Here is a 16067-nt window from a genome sequence, read left to right as displayed (position 1 = left end):
CTGCTGTTAGATTTAATTTTAGCGTAAATATTTAATAAACGTTTTATGCTAAAAGAGAGACTCAAAAAAGCACTAAAGAAAGCAGGATTAAATCAGGGTTTAGCCGATGTAATAAACATTACTTCGGAAGATCAAATAGAGGGTGTTATCACGCAATTGAAACAAACTCAAAATAATGAAGAACCTACCTTAGATTTTGGGGAAATATTAAAATCAGAAGCTTTTGAAAGTTATGTTCAAGAAAATGGGTTTGATAAAGTTCTAGAGTTATCAAAAACATTGCAAAGCGAACATGATAGAAAAGTGACTAAGGGTATTTCTAAGAGATTAGAAACTGTACTAAAAAAGACAGGTGGTAAATCAATAGAGGAGGAAAATAAATCAGACTCAGGAAAAAATGATGATACACCAGAATGGGCAAAGTCTCTCGAACAAAGGATTTACAATATTGAAAGCGGTAATAAAAAAACTGAATTCAAAGATAAAGTTACCAAAGCCCTATCCAGTTCAACATTACCAGGGAATTTAAAGACTAAGTGGGCTTCAAGAATTATTGAAGGAGGTACTTCTATTGAAGAACAAGTGAAGTCTTTAGAGGCAGAGCATCAAGAAACTTATCAAGAGCTTATTGGTGAAAGAGTAGGAAGGGGCTTGCCAGATGGAAGCAGTCATGATGGTAAGGTAACCGATGAAGAATTAGAGGAAATCTTTAATGGCTAATAAAATTAAAGCAAATGAGTAAGTTAAATTTAAGTACAACAAGTGAATCTTTTGAAAGTGCAAACGATAGCGTTGCAATAAAAAAGTACATTCATGGTAAAGAAGGCGGTGCGGTTTTGGACGTAACTGGATTTTCTGACAATTACATTTATGCAGGTCATGGTGTAATAAAAGAGGCGGGAGTATATAAACCACAACCGATTAATGGAACTAAAAGTGATTTATTAGTTGGAGTTGTAAGGTCTACAACAAGAACTTTAAAACCTAGTACAGGTGTAATGACTTTAGGAGTAATCAATAACAATACCTTGAAGTATCCTTTTAATGATGCTTCATTAGTAAAATTAGCTTCAATAGGTATTCATAATCAAGTAGATTAATATGGGAACAAGAGTATCAATTTTCAAAGATTTAATAGGGAAGTATTTTAGTGCTACAGCAAAATATTTTTATAGTAAGATAAACGGTTCTAAAGACGAGCCTAAATATCTACACGATCAGATGTTAGATGAGGAATATTCTGCAGATATGACGTATTCCTCTATAAGTGGTAATTTCACTAGAATAACAGCAGATGTGGTCTCTATGGACTCTCCGTTACCATTAAAATCGCGTCCATCATTGAGCACCGCAAAAGGCGATATTCCAAAACTAGGTTTAAAGTATGTTTTAAATGAAAAGCAAATGAATACTTTGCTTATTTTATTTCGTACTGGACAATCTAGGATTAAAGAATTGGTTAAAAAGATTTTTAATGACACCGAATCTTGTATTTATGGTATAAAAGAACGTATAGAGCAAATTCATTTGATAGGGTTTTCCTCAGGAGTCACAGAGATTCCAGATGAAGAGAATACGGGAACATCTATTAGAATAAATTATAACATTCCAAAATCCAATCAACTAGGTGTTGTAAAAACATGGAACGATGAGAAATCGAGCCCTATTAATGATATTAAGAGGGTTCTAAAAGTTGCAAAAGCAAAGGGAGAGTATCCCAATACTATTTGGATGAATAGTATAACTGCCGAATATTTAATGACTAATATTCAAATTAAAAAACAGTTTGCTTTTAGTTTAAATTTCACAGGTTCTAATGTTCCTGACTTAGACGAAGGTCAATTAAGTTCTGTGTTAAAAAAGCGATTAAAGTTAGATCTTAAAATAGTAGATCGCTCATTTGTTCATCAAAAAGATGGTAAGTCAATAGTTTCAGAAGGATGGTCAGAGGACATGGTTGTCTTGTCAACAGGAACAAAAGTAGGTTCATTAGTTTATGGTACCGTTGTAGAAGCAGAGTTTAAACAAGAAGGAGTTAATTATGCTGAACCTAATAGTTATATCTTATTAAGTAAATCAGGTACTACAGACCCTGTTAGTGAAATGACTGCTGGACAAGCGATGGTCATTCCTGTTTTACAAAATGTAGAATCGTTGTTTTACATTAATACAATTGAAGCTCAAAAGTTAGACGATTCAGACAATGAAAAAATAGCATCCGGATCTTCAACGGATTCTAAAATTACTATTTGGAGTCAAGAGCTTGAAAAAGCTTTAGTTATTGGTGAGTTTAATAAGATTGAAGGTGTTAAGAAAACAAATATTTCAATAGCTGATGAAAAGCTTATTGAGAGAATTAACCAATTATCAAACCAAGAAGAAGCTAAATTAAAAACAGCTTTAGGCATTTAAAAATGTACAGTGATAAATCCCCCGACATATTAAGTAGAAGAATAAAATGGCATGCTCCGCTTGGTGAGTATGCCACTATTCTGAATCCTGAAATTACAGCAGGAGAAAATGATAAGGCTTATCAAGACGCTCATAAGTTGGTAACTATTGAAAATATTCATAGCACACAACCAAACAGTAAAATAAGCAAGGAGGATTTTAATATCTATTTAAAAAGGTTAAACAAAGCTTGTGTAGACAAGGTATTAGAAGATGTTTTTGATTTAAACACCTCTATTGATAACACAAAGAATTATGATTCTTTAATAGAAGCAAATCAAAGTATTTTCGATACATCTTTAAAGCACTATATGTCCATACAAGTGATTCAGGGAATGATGACATCTGTTAGGCAGAATGGTAATGAAAGGAGTTTAAAAGACTCCTATCCTCATTTAAAAGTAGAACTAGTCGGATCAAAAAACGATAAAGGAAAAGTATTATCTGTAGGTGTAGACTTTATTTACCAAAAATCAATTGAAGCGGTAAAAAACGTGCTTTTCCCGAAAAAGAACGAGCAACCAAAAGTTGAATTTATTGATTTTTAGAAATGCTATTATTGAGAGAAAACCCCAAAGGCTTAGACGTTTTAATCCAAAAACTACAAACTAAGCTATACAGTTATTTCAAAAGTGAATCTATCAAAGGTTATGGTCGAGTTTACTTAAATGAAAAGAATGGGCGAGAAGTTCCACAGTACTATGCTGAAAATGGAGAATATAAAGACGTTCTTTTTGATGATAGACTAACGGGAAGCTTTTTCTTTTTAGAGGACGGATTAACAAAGAAAAGCAGTTCAAGGCTCACCACTCCTGTAAGTTTAATAATCCTTTTGAATTTAGATGATTTAACCCCCGATTTTAAGGGAAGGAATGATGAAGAAGTTAAAACAGATATCTACGCAATTATAGAGCAATGCAAGTATTTTGATTTAACTCAAATCATAAAAGGTAAAGATGTATTGAAACAATTTAAAGTAAGTAAAAACGAAATACATCCACACTGTTATTTAAGATTTAACGGAACAATGAAATATCAAGGAATTTATTAAAAAAGGTAAGAAACGAAATAGGTGGTAGTACCACTACGATAAAAAACATAGGAGGAAAAAAACAACGATTAGAAGCTCCTGTAAAAACGATCATCTTGGCAACAGAGAATCAGTTTTTTAAGCCCGAAGATTTTAAAAACATCTTAAAATGGAAAGATCAAATTAAGCTAAAGGGTATAGTTCCTTTTCCAAATATAGAAGGTTTAGAATCCAATAACACCGAAGCTCAGATAAAAGAAGGTCGTTATTCAAGTAATGAATTAAAAAAAGCTGTAGGAGGTGCTAAATACCGTTTTGATATCTCTAATACAACTTATGAATCTTTTTTAAGTTACAAAAACTCCAATTACACAAGAATCTATGAAATAACAGACTTAGATGAAGTGTTATGTGATATTGATGACAAAGGGAACATTAGAGGAAGAAAAATGACATCTTTCTTAATAGGAAACAGAAATCAAGCAACGGACAGTGATGTTCCTTTTGTGGATGTTTTAATTAAGTATGAAAATAGTACACACTCTATTTTAACTACCGAGGGTGAGCCGTCTGATTTAGAAGGAATTTATGATGTAGAACTAGAGCCATTGGAGGTTACAACAAGTAACATAAAAATTTAAGGTTAAAAACACATCAACAGGTAGCTATATCTCACAAATACCTTATGATAAGTTCGTTTTACATGATAGTAGGGGAGCTGTTGTTGGAGGATTAGGAAACAACCCTGTTAGTCCAGATAATGAATATGAAATAACAGGAGTTATTCCAGAAGGAGCAAAATTCACTATCGATGGCGTTGTTGATTTGACTGAATTATTTGTTGAAGGAGTAGGTAATATTACAACACCAGCTAACTAATTATGACAAAGAGTTATGAAGGGATTAAGTTCCCAGAGGGGTTATGTTGCAGTTTCCAAGAATTTACTGAGCAATATGAAAAGTGTCACATTTTCAAAGCCATCCCATCAGATGTAAGGTTGGAAAAGTTAAAGGAAGCTTATAAAATAGCGGTACCAAATGGAAGCATTAAGGCAACTTCAACAAAAAGCACAAAGCCTAACACCTCAAAAGGTAAGAAGTGATTTTTTTAACTTCATAAGAGGGCTTGAAGCTTACATAGCTGAATTCAATAAAGAACAATTAAACAAAGAAAGCAAAGATGTATTCGGTAACCCTTTAGGTTTTTATTCAAAGGCTACTGAATACATTTCTTTTAATAATTCACTTTTAGGAAGAGGCAATAAGATCAAATACGAGGGGGACCCATACGACCTAGAGGACACAGGAGATTTTTTAAAAAGTATTTCGGCATCTGTAGAATCATTTAGCCTTGTTTTTGAAGCATCCGACCCCAAGACAGATAAGGTACTGAGAAACCTATTAACAAAGGATATTCTTGGGCTCTCAGATAAAGATTTAAATCAAGTGATTAATGAAAAATTTATCCCTTACATGAAAGGGTATTATTTAGAAAAAATATTGTCTAGTAAAGGCTAGAAATAAAAAGTTCTTTGACATAATTGTGGTAAGTAATAATAATGATATTTTTTATTTTTGAACATTAAAAGAATTCATGACGAAAAAAGTATTAATTACAGGAAATGGTTTTGATGTATATCATGGTTTGCCAACTTTATATTATGATGTAATTGAAATCCTAAATTTTGTATCAAAAAAAGAGAATAAGATAAGTTTTGAAAATGTTTATGAAAACTGTAAAGAGAAGTCTAAAAAAATAAAAAACACATATAAATCTTTTGATTTCGATGATAAAAAAATAGAACTATTAAGGGAAAAGTTAGATAAAAACCTATGGTATAATTTTTTTTCGAATGAGCTTAAAATTAATACTTGGGTCGATTTTGAAAATAGAATCGATTATGTTTTAAGACTTATTAATGATGAACTATATAGAGTATATCACATAGAAAAAAAAATGGGAGTATCTTCTTTTTCAGTCTTTAATTATCCAAGTGGTCTTTGTCTTGAAAAAGAAAATGAAGTTAGACAAGATTCAATTACCGCTTTAAGATTATTTAAAGTTATTATAGGTCATAGAAGCAAGCCAGTTGCTCTTATGGAGGATGTAATTCCTAAAAAATATTTGATACAAAGAGGAGGTGGTTATATTGGTGTTGATTTTGAAAAAATATTCAATGATTTATTCAACGAGCTTAATGATTTTAGAGAAATATTTAAGCTTTATTTTGAAATATTTGTTTTTCCGTTATACAATAATTTGAAAAACGAATTTGAAATAGAGTTATTCGAAAAAATAGATTATCATTTTACTTTTAATTACACACCAACTTTCGAGAAGTTTTACAATAAAAATTTACGAACAGAATTTCTACATGGTCAAGCAGAATCTGAAACTGTTCAAATAGTTCTTGGAACTAATAAAGTTCCTGATAGTAAATTAGATGACCGTTATTACATTCCTTTTACTAAAGGATATCAAAAGCTATATCATGAATGTGATATAAAATTTCTTTCAGTTTTTGATCAAACTTCAAATTTTTATTTTTTTGGACATTCTTTAGATACTTCTGATAAATATTATATAGATGCAGTTTTTGATTATTTAAAAAGAAAACTTGAAAACGATAGTAAATATAATGGAACAAATAAAATAACTATTTTTTATCATAGCGAATCATCAAAAGCAAACCTTATTATAAACCTAATAAGCATAAGAGGAGAGGAAGAAATTGTTTCATTAAAACAAGAGAAAGCCTTGGAGTTCATTCGGATAGATACAAATAATTATAGAAAAAGTTTAAATGAAGTAATAAAGGATAAAGAAATTGTTGCTTATTAAAATTATTTATGGAAACCCGTTTTTATTATAGTTATAAAATTTGATAATTTATTTTTTTAAATAGATAAACGAATACTATGATCAACTCAAAAAATTCTTTAGATGATAAAATAAATGAAATCAAAAATAAACTTGAGGGGTGTTCTAAAGCAATACTTTCGATACAAAAATATCTTAATGATGAAAATAAGAATTTCCTTGAAAAAGTAATTCCTGAAATGAAAAGGAATTTGAGTCTTAAAATAGATGACGGTATTTTAAGTAATTGGATTTTAGAAAAAGTTTCATACCAGCTTGGAAGAATTAAAACTGATTTGATGAAATTAGCTAGTAGTTCAAGTGAATATCTAATTAAACAGGATATTAGTGGCATTAAAGAACGTTTAATTGGTGTTTTAAAAAATCTTGGAAATTTACCTATTTCTTTAAATGAAGGTAATTTGGATTTTCAAAAAATTACCTCAGATACTGAAAAATCTTGTCAAGATATATTGAAGGTATTTGAGAAAAAAAATGAAAAATCATTAAAAGAAGTGGATCATCTTGAGAAGAAAATTTTAGAAGCTCAAGAAACTATTTCTAATTTAGAAAAGAATCTGGAACAGAAAGAAAAAGAAGTAAATGAAGTCAACTTTAGATTAGGGGAATTTAAGTTGATATTAGATAAAAAGGGAGATACTGTCTTTTCAGAGATTAAAAAGAATGAAGAAAAGCGTTTCACTGAATTTTTTGAAAAAACAAAATATAATGCCAATGAGCTAAAAGAAGGAATTGAACATGATGCCTTAATTTATGTTAAAGATATACAAGGAGAATATGAAAAGGCGAAACAAATTGTTGGTCTTTTGGCAAATGACTCTGTAACAGGGAACTATAAAAATGAGGCTGATAGACACAGAAAAATTGCTAATAATTTTAGATGTCTAGCAATAATTATCATGTCTTTGTCTAGTTTTATTGTCGCTTATATTATTTTGACGTCTAATAATATAGATTGGACAAAATCATTAATCAGATTACTTGGAGTAGCTATTCTTTCTTATCCTGTCTCTTATTCTATTCGAGAATCAAATAAGCATAGAAAGTTGGAAGTGTTTAATCGTAATGCTGAACTTGAATTAACAGCTTTAGATCCATTTATAGAATCTTTAAATGAAACAGAAAAACTTTCGATTAAGAAAACATTAGCTGAGAAATATTTTGGAAATGGAAGTAATTTTCTATTTGATTCATGTAACAAAAATAAAGAAGGCGTTTCTCTTAATATGTTAGAAAAAATGGTTAAAATGATTGAACCACTTCTTAAGAAATAATAGTTCTAGTTTTTGTCATTTAGGCGAATACAAAAAAACACACTTACCACAAGACACCTTTTTCAAGGTGTTTTTTTATGTCCAAGATTTAAGGAATTAATATTAAAAGTTTGTGGTTTGATATACACGATTGAGACGATACCAGCCAAGCTATTTTTTAAAATAGATAACACAGGAGATTATACATTACTAAGTGATGATAATAGTGTTAAAAAAGAGGATTTACAAAAGGTTTGGGAGTCTATACTCTTTTACTATCAGAAAAACGTACAAGGTAAAGCAAGAGATAGTCAACTTGATTTAGACAAAAAAATAAACAGTTTAGAAAGTCGATTGCTTTGTATTAAAAGAATCATTTGCTTATTAAAAATAGAGAGAGATCACGAGTTGGAGCGTTATCTACGGTCTGTTGGTTATCAATTAACGGAGCAGAATTTTTTTGACGATCTAAAGAAGATTGAATCTTTATCAGATATGATAAAGCTAAAAATAGAAAAGCAGAATTCCTTGCTTGAAAAAAAGAAAGATAACAATACATCTAAAACCACTTTTGAAGATGTGCTATTAGGTTATTTAACCATCCTTGGTTTAGGGTTTAAGGAAGCCAATAAAATCACATTATTAGAATATTTAGCACTTGAAAAACAAGTAAAAAACAAAGTAAAATAGTATGTCAAAGGTTAATAAATTATCAGAAGAAAGTTTTGTTGAGCAAAGTGCTTATCAATTTGCTCAGAAGTGGGCTAAAAGTTTAGAACCAGGAATAAAAGCAGGAGAAGAGTTAAACGGAACTTTATCCAAAATGACTGAAAACTACCAATTGATTAAAAGGCAAACATTGGAGTTTGCTAGGCTTGAAAAAGTATTTAACGTAAAATAAAAAAGCCTCAAGATTTGAGTGTTGTTCTTTCTCCAGAGTGCATACCAAAGCCAATTAATGAAAACGATTGTGTTGATATATCTTCATTATCTGATAGTAGGAAAAAAAGGCTGTATCGTTGGCTAGAAAATTAGTGTTACAAAAAAAGCCAAACTATTAAGTTTGGCTTTCTAATATCTATTTTTATCAGTTTAACTATTCAGAGGATTTAATATCTAAAGTTCCCATGTGTTCAAAATTTAAAAGGTTATCGTTCCTATTAAATTGAGAGGTTTCAACCGTATTCCCATCTGATATTGGAGTTGAAAGAATGTAATCATTATCAAATATAACCTTTACTCCGAAGGGTTCAGGATTATTTTTTAATCCAATAAATTCAATGGATTGTATTTTGGAAGCAATTATATTACTGAACTCTTGAACGTCTGTTACTTCATAATATTCCGTCTCTAAATCACTTTCACATTCTGACTTCATCCAAGCATTCATTCTGGATTCAAAAGATGACCAAGAATGTACTTTTGTAGGTGTCTCTTCAAAACGCAGACAAGGAGTCCACATATTTTCTTTATCAGTAGTAATGACACATAGACGGTCTGGATTTTGAGGAAAAACAAACCCAAAAGATATATCAATATCTAATTCTTTTTCTTCGCCTAATGGAGGCCAAACAAGAAGAAACAACTTCTTTACCTCCTGATTTCTTAACTCTTTAAATGTTTTCATAATTAATACAGAGGACTTGCAAGATTATACCAATTGTTTGATGTTTTATTTTCTCTCGTACCTTTTGTTAAACAGCAACTTTCTTAAAGTAAATTTAATTTCCCTTCTTTCCAGAGATGAAGAGTTGTTTTAGCAGATAAACCTGTAATACTACTCAACTCTGTCAACTTCGCAAGAGATTTTTCTGCTAATTCAGGAGAAGAACTAAGGGAGAAAGTAGCTGCCCAAAACCTTACATTTTCGTCATCTTCATTTAAAAATTCCTCAAATACGTTTACGACATTTTGCTTCTTTGCTTTGCTATATAAGTTATGCAACTTTTTATGCAGTTTATTAGCTTTTTTATTATCTCCAATAGCAATTGCCTTACCGTGTTCAATTGCCTCTGACAAAAAACCTTCTTTTATTTTATCTATTGTTATCATGGTGTCCAGCCAAATTTTTTTAACGTTTTAAAAGCCATCCTACTGGATGGCTTTAATAGTATATATTATAATTGATTCTGTTCATTTACTTTTTCTTTGCTTGAATCAAAGTATTTAAGAAAGATTCATAATTAAATAGTTTCGAGCTTTCATTACAATATATTTCTAATTCTAAATTTTCTGATTATTGATTAAGTTCTGATATCTTTATATTATGAACTACCGATTGAATACGTTTTAACAGCATTGATATCTTCTATTTCTGTATTAGTTATTTTATTCTCTTTTAAAAGTTTTCTAACCTTTTCAGTACAAAAAAGTAGTGTAGTTTGATTTGGAGAAAAAAAATCTGATTTATCCCAAGTATCAAAATCAAATTTATATCCAGTATAAAATCCTGCCTCTTTTGGCATGTCAAGCTCACCACATCTTCCAGTCACCTGAAAGCCATAATACCTTTTAGTTTGACCTTCAATTTCTATTTGATAGCTATCCCATCCACTAATATTATTTTTTTTTAATAAAGTGTGTAGCTTTTCAGAAATAGCAAAATTAGCAGTATCTTGATACCCAACAATATCATAAAATACCTTCCCCTCTGACTGTTTTAATTGAAAAGGTTCATTGGGTGTAAAATTGCCTCTCTTTAATTTTATGATGTCATATTCTTCTATAGACTCAATGATAGCCTCGTCCTTTTTTCTTTCTATCGTGAAGTAATAAAATTTGTTCATTTTTAAAAACCATGTATTTCCATTAATGAGTCACTAAATTTCTTAATTTGTTGATAGGTTGCTTTTGGAAAATTATCAAAAAAATGATCCCAAGCCTTATTATAATCATTAGCAACACTCCTATGTGAGGAAAATTACAAAGCATATTAATTTCTAATATCCAAAACTTGCTTTTGTAGAATTTTTCATAATCTTCTTCATCTCCTCCTATATCTTCAAATCCATAACCTGCTAAAAAATCTTTAAATACTTCATCACAATCCTTAAAAAAGGTGTCATATCCTATATCATCTATCATTTTATTATTGTTTGACCATTAAACCATTTGAAAGAGGTTTAGATTTATTTACTATTTTTCCTCTAAAGTCTCAAACTTTTTATAATCTTCATAAGTGAATTCTCCTGTAAGGATAGGTTTGTAAAATTTTTCTAAATTTTCACGTTCGTAGAGCATTTCACCTTTGTAATCATTTTTATTAATTCTAGATTCAAAAGGATTTGTAAAAGACTCTACACTAACAGTCTTTTTAATATAGTTATCTATTAAATTAGGTTTTGTGTATTCTTTTGATAAACCAAGAAAATTACAAGATACACCTATCCAAGGAAAATTACAAAGCATATTAATTTCTAATATCCAAAACTTGCTTTTGTAGAATTTTTCATAATCTTCTTCATCTCCTCCTATATCTTCAAACCCATAACCTGCTAAAAAATCTTTAAATACTTCATCACAATCCTTAAAAAAGGTGTCATATCCTATATCATCTATCATTTTATTATTGTTTGACCATTAAACCATTTGAAAGAGGTTTAGATTTATTTACTATTTTTCCTCTAAAGTCTCAAACTTTTTATAATCTTCACAAGTGAATTCCCCTGTAAGGATAGGTTTGTAAAATTTTTCTAAAGACTCGCAGACATACATCATTTCTTTGTAGTAACTCTCAAATCCAATCCTACTTTTAAAATCTTTATAATGAGATAATAGATCTTCTTTCTTTATTCCCAGTATCTTCTCGATTATTTCATTTTTACATGCTTGGTTGGTTTCTGAATCAAAAAAAGTATAAGAAACCGATACATATGGAAATAATTTAGTCATTGATATTTCAATCATCCAAATACCATTTTGGTAGAGTTTTTCAAATGTATTAGCTCCTTTTTTCTCTATAAAACCATATTCATCCATAAGCGGAGTTATTGTCTTATCTATATCTATTTGAAATAAATCATAATCTATATTCATATGCTTAAGGTTTTATCATAAGTCCATTTTCTTGTAATACATATCCCATATCTAGTAAATATTCATACTCTTGCCTCATAAAAGTCTTCAATTTAGTTATTCCTTCATCAATACACTGTTGCTTAAATGGGGTGTTAGGCATTTCTGAAACTAAATTGTGTTTATTTATTGGTAGCCTAGGGTCTTGAATAAACCTAATCTCACCTCCATTGGCAATAATATTATCTATATGAGGCTTGTTATAAGTAAACCAATATTTAGACTGCTGTCCGTTTTTTCCTAAAACAGGAAGTGTTTTAAACTCTGAAGGTATTTGTTGAAACAACCCTGTCAATTCACTTTTAGGCACACCTATGGATATTAGTTCATCATACAGATCTTTTGTACCTATAGAGCCATTTTTCGGATAAGCCCTACCCAAAATATTTAGTTTTTTGTTGGCGTTTTTTATAATATCTCCACCAAACTCTATAGGTTTAGAAAATGTTTTAAATATCGTCTTACCTCCATTAACCAGTCTAATATAAACTTTATCTCCTATTTTAGTTGCAATTTTCCAAGATTTTTTTGTTCTGGTTGCTTTCACTATAACTTTTACTAATTTACCTCCTGGAACTACTTCAACAACTAGTAATCCTGCGGCCAACCAACGTGAAGCGGTTTGTCCATCAAAGTCTTTCCCGTCAATTAGAACTTTAACATCTTCCACAGGGATGATAACACTTCCAATAAACTTAGCTAGGGCTGTAGTACCTAATTCAAACAGTACTTCTAGTTCTTCTTTTGTGCTAGAAGGACCTAGAATAAGGTAGTTAGACCAGTGTTGAGCTCCGTTGGGTTTAATGTACCAAGATTTACCTCCAGCTTCACTTCTTAATTTTCTAACTAACTGATTGTTTTTGTTTAATACAAGGGTGTTATCGCTATTAATAACCACAGCCCCGTCAGTCATTTTATAATACGTAGTGTTTCCATCACTGTAACGGTGTGTGTATTCTTGTCCTACTTTTCCGTTAATTCTTCCTGTAGCGGGTTGCCACTTTACTGTAATACGTGTAAGTATATTGTCTAGTTCAATTTGTCCAAGAGCCCATTGTTGAGCCTCAGCAACACTCCAACTATTTCTACGGTCTAACGGTGCCAGTATCTTTTTTAAATAGTCTGTAGCATTTTTTTCAGACATAATTATAGTTGTTTGTCTTACAGGGTCATTAAAAAACATAAGTTTATCAAGTTCCCTACTGGCATGTGCATTGGTGTAAAAAAACTGTCGGTGTAGTTCGTTAGTTACATTACCGCGGTTTAGCCAATTGGTTGTTTTACCCCCAGCATAAAGAGCTGTTTTAATATGATTATTAAAAACAGTATTGGTATTTGCAATGGTTTGAGGAGTTATCAACGATTTTGTTTTGGCTACCATATCACGAAATACGTTTGAGCGGTAATTTTCGTTTAACCATTGAATTCTGTCAGGCTGTTTGATACGGTAGGTATTTATTAAATAATCGACTTCGGAAGTTGCACCAATAGCAGTCTTACTCAATATGTTTGCAAGCTCTCTGTTTTTCTTACTAATCCATTTGTTATTTAAATCTCTTATATTATACATATAAAGGCTATAAGATCTAGAATCAAAAACAGAAAACCCTCCTTCTCTGTGTTGCTCTGCATATTGCTGAATTTGCGCAACACTAAGCATTTCATGCTGAAATTTTGAATTGGTGCGCGATAAGTATGGTCCGATCCTTCTACTATCTTTTATTTTAAATATAAGAGACTGTATATAATCTAATTTTGACCAATCATTGAGATGATTGTAATATTGGTGTTTCTGCCCTACAGCACTATTTAAGATACGGGTATGATCTTCACTGTTAAGGCTGTTTAGTTTTTTATTAACGAGATTACTTACGTGATACTTAGCTATGGCAGGTTCAACTTTTTTAATTAGCTCCTGTCGAATTCTAGATAATTGGGGTATCGATACAATTCTTTGTACGGGAATATTATTGACTCTTCTATCAGCATATAAAGGATTGTTTCTATTGCCCCCTTTGAGTTCATTTTCTCTGTGTTGAAGAATTTTTAACTCCTTTAGCAGGTTGTTTTGGGTGGTATGGTTTCTTTTGTTTTCACCAGAATACCGATTTCTTGTTTTTGAAATTAACGTGTTAAGGTTTTTCTTTTCTGTAAAATTAAATAAGGTGTTTTTGGCATCGTTAAAGTTGCTAAATCTTTTGCCTAGTACTCCTTCTATTTCAGGTTTAATTCTATTGTTCTTTTGATGTTCTAGCCATCGTCGTAATTTACGTTTGGCCGCCATTTGAATGAGGTGTTCATTATTGGCTATAGTTTGAAGGCTAGAACTGTAATTGAAACTTATATTGTCAAGTCCTTCAACATTTCGGGTGTCTGGAAAATTTGGATTTCGAACTGCTGTTCTTCTAGCTTTATACTCACCGTTTTTTAGGTGTCCAGCACTTCGGCTTTGTCTTTGCGCTTGCAAGGGAATTATAAGCCCTAATACAAGTAATAAATAAAATATTTTTTTCATCGTTTTTAATTTTTTATAACAATTTTAGTGTGTTTTTTATCGTCTGTAATCAAGGTGAGTATGTAGGTTCCTACTTGTAAATTTTCTCCTTTAAAAGTGTAGGTATAGCTACCTTCATTTTGTAAACCTGTAGGTTTTATCATTTGTTTTTCAATAAAAGATCCTTCAAGAAACAAGGTGGTGTACTGTGGGCGGTTTAACTCATAACTAATGGTAAGATCCTTTTCAAAAGGGTTGGGGTACAACTGCAAAAAGTTTTGCGATTGTTCTAATGCCATAGGGGCAAGTGATTCTTGTTTTGGTTGCTTTTTTGTAGTTGCCTTTTTTGTTAGTAACAACCTTATGGGAGCTCCTTTTTCATTCCATTGGTTTATAATACTTTTTATATTGGCTGTTAAATATGTTTGGGCGTCCTTTTTTTGAATAGAAAAGGTTGTTTCGGTAATTTGATGTACCAATGTTGAAGGAATTTCTTTTTTAAAGGATGTGTGAGCAATAGAGGCAAAGAAATCATCATAAAACAAGGTGTTGTCTATTCTGGTAAAGTCATTTTGATGAGAGTTATTATTGATTTCCCAGGTACTTTGCAATAGGTCTTCGTTTTTTGTAAAGTTAATTTTAATAGGGATTTCTTGTTCAATTTGATTATCAGACCAATCCATTACAAAAAGAGAACCTTCCCAATTTCCTAGTAATTGTTGATCTTCGATTATTTTCTCCTGTATTGTTTGGATACTTTGCTGTTGTTTGAATTGCTGTAGCAGGAGTTCTTGCTGTTCGATACGATCTGAGGCTGGTTTTTGAGGATTCTGATAATCCAATTCTGTGCTGAAATATTCATTAGCTATTGTTCTGTTTTTAGGAACGCCATAGCCATAATAGTAGCACACACCTAGCCAGTAACGCGCCATAGGATGGTTACTTTTACGAAACCAATATATAGCCTTTTTATAGTTTTGCTGACTACTTCCCATTCCTTTTAGGTGTAAATATCCTAAGCCATATGCCGCTTCTTTATTGCCGTGTTTATAGGCTTTTAGATACCATTTTCGGGCTTTATTAAAACTGAGTTTACATCCAATACCATATTTGTAGAGATCTGCTAAATCATTCATTGCAATATGATCCTCAGCATTAGCAGCACTTTTTAATAGTTTAAAAGCTTTCTTGTCGGAAGAGGTTTGTTCTTCCTCTAATAGGATAGTAGCCATAATTATTTGCGCATGTGGGTGCTTTGCTGTTAAACAAGGGGTAAGGTAGCGCGTTGCTTTTTGATGGTTTACTTCATGATATTCATCGCCTTCAAAATAATTTAGAGCTTTACTAATGTTAAAATGACAATCGATTAGTTGTTGTGCATGGCTACTGCTTAGAATATTGATAAGGCAGATAACCAAAATAATTTTTCTTTTTACTGTATTCATAGTATTACATTGATTTTAAAAAAACGCAAAACAATACCTGGGAAAAGAGGAGCGAGTTCTTTTCCATAGCATTATTTTTTATTCTTTTTTTCGGCGGCGAAACTATGTAAAAAAAATGTGATAAACCCAGTGTTTACCGTCTTTTTTAGCTTAAAATCATTTTTTAAAATTCAAACTATTTATATAGAATTACTTAGTTCAGAAACTGATAAAAAAAATATTTTTTTGATATTTAGTTGCATTTTTTTATGAAGAAATAGAGTAGCTTTGTTGTGTCTCAAAAGACGTTTTGAGATTCTTTTTCATAGCAATTTTCCCGCTCCTTTTGTGAGCGGGTTTTTTATTAAAATAAGTTGTATATTTGTAATGTAAAGACAAAAAAAACCACTCCGAAGAGTGGACAACTATAAAAGTTATTTTTTTTTGCTTTTTAAGGGAA

The 16067-nt window shown here is 30.9% G+C and carries 21 protein-coding genes; 12 read left to right on the top strand and 9 right to left on the bottom strand.

Annotation, left to right across the window (positions count from 1 at the left end; genetic code table 11):
* Window positions 1-45: 45 nt before the first annotated feature.
* The 6 genes from AC2GW8_RS02090 to AC2GW8_RS02065 all read left to right on the top strand — a co-directional run bounded on the left by AC2GW8_RS02090 (window position 46) and on the right by AC2GW8_RS02065 (window position 4122).
* On the top strand, window positions 46-720 hold the full coding sequence (locus AC2GW8_RS02090; protein ID WP_440881142.1) for a hypothetical protein: 675 nt from the start codon (window positions 46-48) through the stop codon (window positions 718-720).
* Between the two features lie 14 nt (window positions 721-734).
* Entirely contained in the window at window positions 735-1100 is a 366-nt protein-coding gene (locus tag AC2GW8_RS02085) for a hypothetical protein (protein ID WP_440881141.1), read from the top strand.
* A 1-nt stretch (window position 1101) separates the two neighbouring features.
* Window positions 1102-2412 carry a major capsid protein gene (locus AC2GW8_RS02080; RefSeq protein WP_440881140.1) on the top strand — a complete coding sequence of 437 codons (1311 nt, stop codon included), beginning with the start codon at window positions 1102-1104 and terminating at the stop codon, window positions 2410-2412.
* 2 nt (window positions 2413-2414) lie between these two features.
* On the top strand, window positions 2415-2999 hold the full coding sequence (locus AC2GW8_RS02075) for a hypothetical protein (protein ID WP_440881139.1): 585 nt from the start codon (window positions 2415-2417) through the stop codon (window positions 2997-2999).
* Window positions 3000-3001: 2 nt separating this feature from the next.
* Window positions 3002-3502 carry a hypothetical protein gene (locus tag AC2GW8_RS02070; protein WP_440881138.1) on the top strand — a complete coding sequence of 167 codons (501 nt, stop codon included), beginning with the start codon at window positions 3002-3004 and terminating at the stop codon, window positions 3500-3502.
* A gap of 95 nt (window positions 3503-3597) precedes the next feature.
* Window positions 3598-4122, top strand: a complete 525-nt coding sequence (locus AC2GW8_RS02065) for a hypothetical protein (protein WP_440881137.1) — start codon at window positions 3598-3600, stop codon at window positions 4120-4122.
* Window positions 4123-4164: 42 nt separating this feature from the next.
* On the opposite strand, the gene AC2GW8_RS02060 is transcribed toward AC2GW8_RS02065, so the two are convergent.
* The gene (locus tag AC2GW8_RS02060) at window positions 4165-4287 is read right to left on the bottom strand and encodes a hypothetical protein (protein WP_440881136.1); all 123 of its coding nucleotides are present in this window, start codon (window positions 4285-4287) and stop codon (window positions 4165-4167) included.
* A gap of 75 nt (window positions 4288-4362) precedes the next feature.
* Here AC2GW8_RS02060 and AC2GW8_RS02055 point away from each other — a divergent pair, with 75 nt between their 5' ends.
* From AC2GW8_RS02055 to AC2GW8_RS02030, 6 genes are all read left to right on the top strand, one after another.
* Window positions 4363-4584, top strand: a complete 222-nt coding sequence (locus tag AC2GW8_RS02055; protein ID WP_440881135.1) for a hypothetical protein — start codon at window positions 4363-4365, stop codon at window positions 4582-4584.
* Entirely contained in the window at window positions 4520-4999 is a 480-nt protein-coding gene (locus tag AC2GW8_RS02050; protein ID WP_440881134.1) for a hypothetical protein, read from the top strand. Before AC2GW8_RS02055 ends, AC2GW8_RS02050 begins: the two co-directional genes overlap by 65 nt.
* A gap of 76 nt (window positions 5000-5075) precedes the next feature.
* Window positions 5076-6323, top strand: a complete 1248-nt coding sequence (locus tag AC2GW8_RS02045; RefSeq protein ID WP_440881133.1) for an AbiH family protein — start codon at window positions 5076-5078, stop codon at window positions 6321-6323.
* A 77-nt stretch (window positions 6324-6400) separates the two neighbouring features.
* Window positions 6401-7636 (top strand): hypothetical protein, encoded by a 1236-nt coding sequence (locus tag AC2GW8_RS02040; RefSeq protein WP_440881132.1) that lies wholly within the window; start codon window positions 6401-6403, stop codon window positions 7634-7636.
* Window positions 7637-7753: 117 nt separating this feature from the next.
* Window positions 7754-8305, top strand: coding sequence for a hypothetical protein (locus AC2GW8_RS02035; RefSeq protein WP_440881131.1), 552 nt, complete (start codon window positions 7754-7756; stop codon window positions 8303-8305).
* A 1-nt stretch (window position 8306) separates the two neighbouring features.
* A complete protein-coding gene (locus AC2GW8_RS02030; protein WP_440881130.1) occupies window positions 8307-8516 on the top strand; it encodes a hypothetical protein in 210 nt (69 codons plus the stop codon).
* A gap of 195 nt (window positions 8517-8711) precedes the next feature.
* On the opposite strand, the gene AC2GW8_RS02025 is transcribed toward AC2GW8_RS02030, so the two are convergent.
* The 8 genes from AC2GW8_RS02025 to AC2GW8_RS01990 form a co-directional block, all read right to left on the bottom strand.
* Window positions 8712-9242, bottom strand: a complete 531-nt coding sequence (locus tag AC2GW8_RS02025) for an alpha/beta hydrolase family protein (RefSeq protein WP_440881129.1) — start codon at window positions 9240-9242, stop codon at window positions 8712-8714.
* An 83-nt stretch (window positions 9243-9325) separates the two neighbouring features.
* Window positions 9326-9667, bottom strand: a complete 342-nt coding sequence (locus tag AC2GW8_RS02020; RefSeq protein ID WP_440881128.1) for a hypothetical protein — start codon at window positions 9665-9667, stop codon at window positions 9326-9328.
* Window positions 9668-9879: 212 nt separating this feature from the next.
* Entirely contained in the window at window positions 9880-10401 is a 522-nt protein-coding gene (locus AC2GW8_RS02015) for a hypothetical protein (protein ID WP_440881127.1), read from the bottom strand.
* 22 nt (window positions 10402-10423) lie between these two features.
* Complete coding sequence (locus tag AC2GW8_RS02010) at window positions 10424-10699, bottom strand: hypothetical protein (protein ID WP_440881126.1); 276 nt, start codon at window positions 10697-10699, stop codon at window positions 10424-10426.
* 51 nt (window positions 10700-10750) lie between these two features.
* Window positions 10751-11176 (bottom strand): hypothetical protein, encoded by a 426-nt coding sequence (locus AC2GW8_RS02005; protein WP_440881125.1) that lies wholly within the window; start codon window positions 11174-11176, stop codon window positions 10751-10753.
* 51 nt (window positions 11177-11227) lie between these two features.
* Complete coding sequence (locus AC2GW8_RS02000) at window positions 11228-11650, bottom strand: hypothetical protein (protein ID WP_440881124.1); 423 nt, start codon at window positions 11648-11650, stop codon at window positions 11228-11230.
* 4 nt (window positions 11651-11654) lie between these two features.
* Complete coding sequence (locus tag AC2GW8_RS01995) at window positions 11655-14204, bottom strand: hypothetical protein (RefSeq protein WP_440881123.1); 2550 nt, start codon at window positions 14202-14204, stop codon at window positions 11655-11657.
* Window positions 14205-14209: 5 nt separating this feature from the next.
* Window positions 14210-15628, bottom strand: coding sequence for a tetratricopeptide repeat protein (locus AC2GW8_RS01990; RefSeq protein WP_440881122.1), 1419 nt, complete (start codon window positions 15626-15628; stop codon window positions 14210-14212).
* Between the last annotated feature and the right edge of the window lie 439 nt (window positions 15629-16067).

The organism is Tenacibaculum profundi, from assembly GCF_057162725.1.
This window is presented reverse-complemented; position numbering and strand designations above follow the sequence as displayed.

Coding starts and splice junctions, on each gene's coding strand:
- AC2GW8_RS02040 (WP_440881132.1), top strand. CDS start 6,401: ATGATCAACTCAAAAAATTCTTTAGATGATAAAATAAATGAAATCAAA.
- AC2GW8_RS01990 (WP_440881122.1), bottom strand. CDS start 15,628: ATGAATACAGTAAAAAGAAAAATTATTTTGGTTATCTGCCTTATCAAT.
- AC2GW8_RS02090 (WP_440881142.1), top strand. CDS start 46: ATGCTAAAAGAGAGACTCAAAAAAGCACTAAAGAAAGCAGGATTAAAT.
- AC2GW8_RS02080 (WP_440881140.1), top strand. CDS start 1,102: ATGGGAACAAGAGTATCAATTTTCAAAGATTTAATAGGGAAGTATTTT.
- AC2GW8_RS02045 (WP_440881133.1), top strand. CDS start 5,076: ATGACGAAAAAAGTATTAATTACAGGAAATGGTTTTGATGTATATCAT.
- AC2GW8_RS02075 (WP_440881139.1), top strand. CDS start 2,415: ATGTACAGTGATAAATCCCCCGACATATTAAGTAGAAGAATAAAATGG.
- AC2GW8_RS02000 (WP_440881124.1), bottom strand. CDS start 11,650: ATGAATATAGATTATGATTTATTTCAAATAGATATAGATAAGACAATA.
- AC2GW8_RS02055 (WP_440881135.1), top strand. CDS start 4,363: ATGACAAAGAGTTATGAAGGGATTAAGTTCCCAGAGGGGTTATGTTGC.
- AC2GW8_RS02070 (WP_440881138.1), top strand. CDS start 3,002: ATGCTATTATTGAGAGAAAACCCCAAAGGCTTAGACGTTTTAATCCAA.
- AC2GW8_RS02020 (WP_440881128.1), bottom strand. CDS start 9,667: ATGATAACAATAGATAAAATAAAAGAAGGTTTTTTGTCAGAGGCAATT.
- AC2GW8_RS02030 (WP_440881130.1), top strand. CDS start 8,307: ATGTCAAAGGTTAATAAATTATCAGAAGAAAGTTTTGTTGAGCAAAGT.
- AC2GW8_RS02025 (WP_440881129.1), bottom strand. CDS start 9,242: ATGAAAACATTTAAAGAGTTAAGAAATCAGGAGGTAAAGAAGTTGTTT.
- AC2GW8_RS02015 (WP_440881127.1), bottom strand. CDS start 10,401: ATGAACAAATTTTATTACTTCACGATAGAAAGAAAAAAGGACGAGGCT.
- AC2GW8_RS02085 (WP_440881141.1), top strand. CDS start 735: ATGAGTAAGTTAAATTTAAGTACAACAAGTGAATCTTTTGAAAGTGCA.
- AC2GW8_RS01995 (WP_440881123.1), bottom strand. CDS start 14,204: ATGAAAAAAATATTTTATTTATTACTTGTATTAGGGCTTATAATTCCC.
- AC2GW8_RS02050 (WP_440881134.1), top strand. CDS start 4,520: ATGGAAGCATTAAGGCAACTTCAACAAAAAGCACAAAGCCTAACACCT.
- AC2GW8_RS02005 (WP_440881125.1), bottom strand. CDS start 11,176: ATGATAGATGATATAGGATATGACACCTTTTTTAAGGATTGTGATGAA.
- AC2GW8_RS02010 (WP_440881126.1), bottom strand. CDS start 10,699: ATGATAGATGATATAGGATATGACACCTTTTTTAAGGATTGTGATGAA.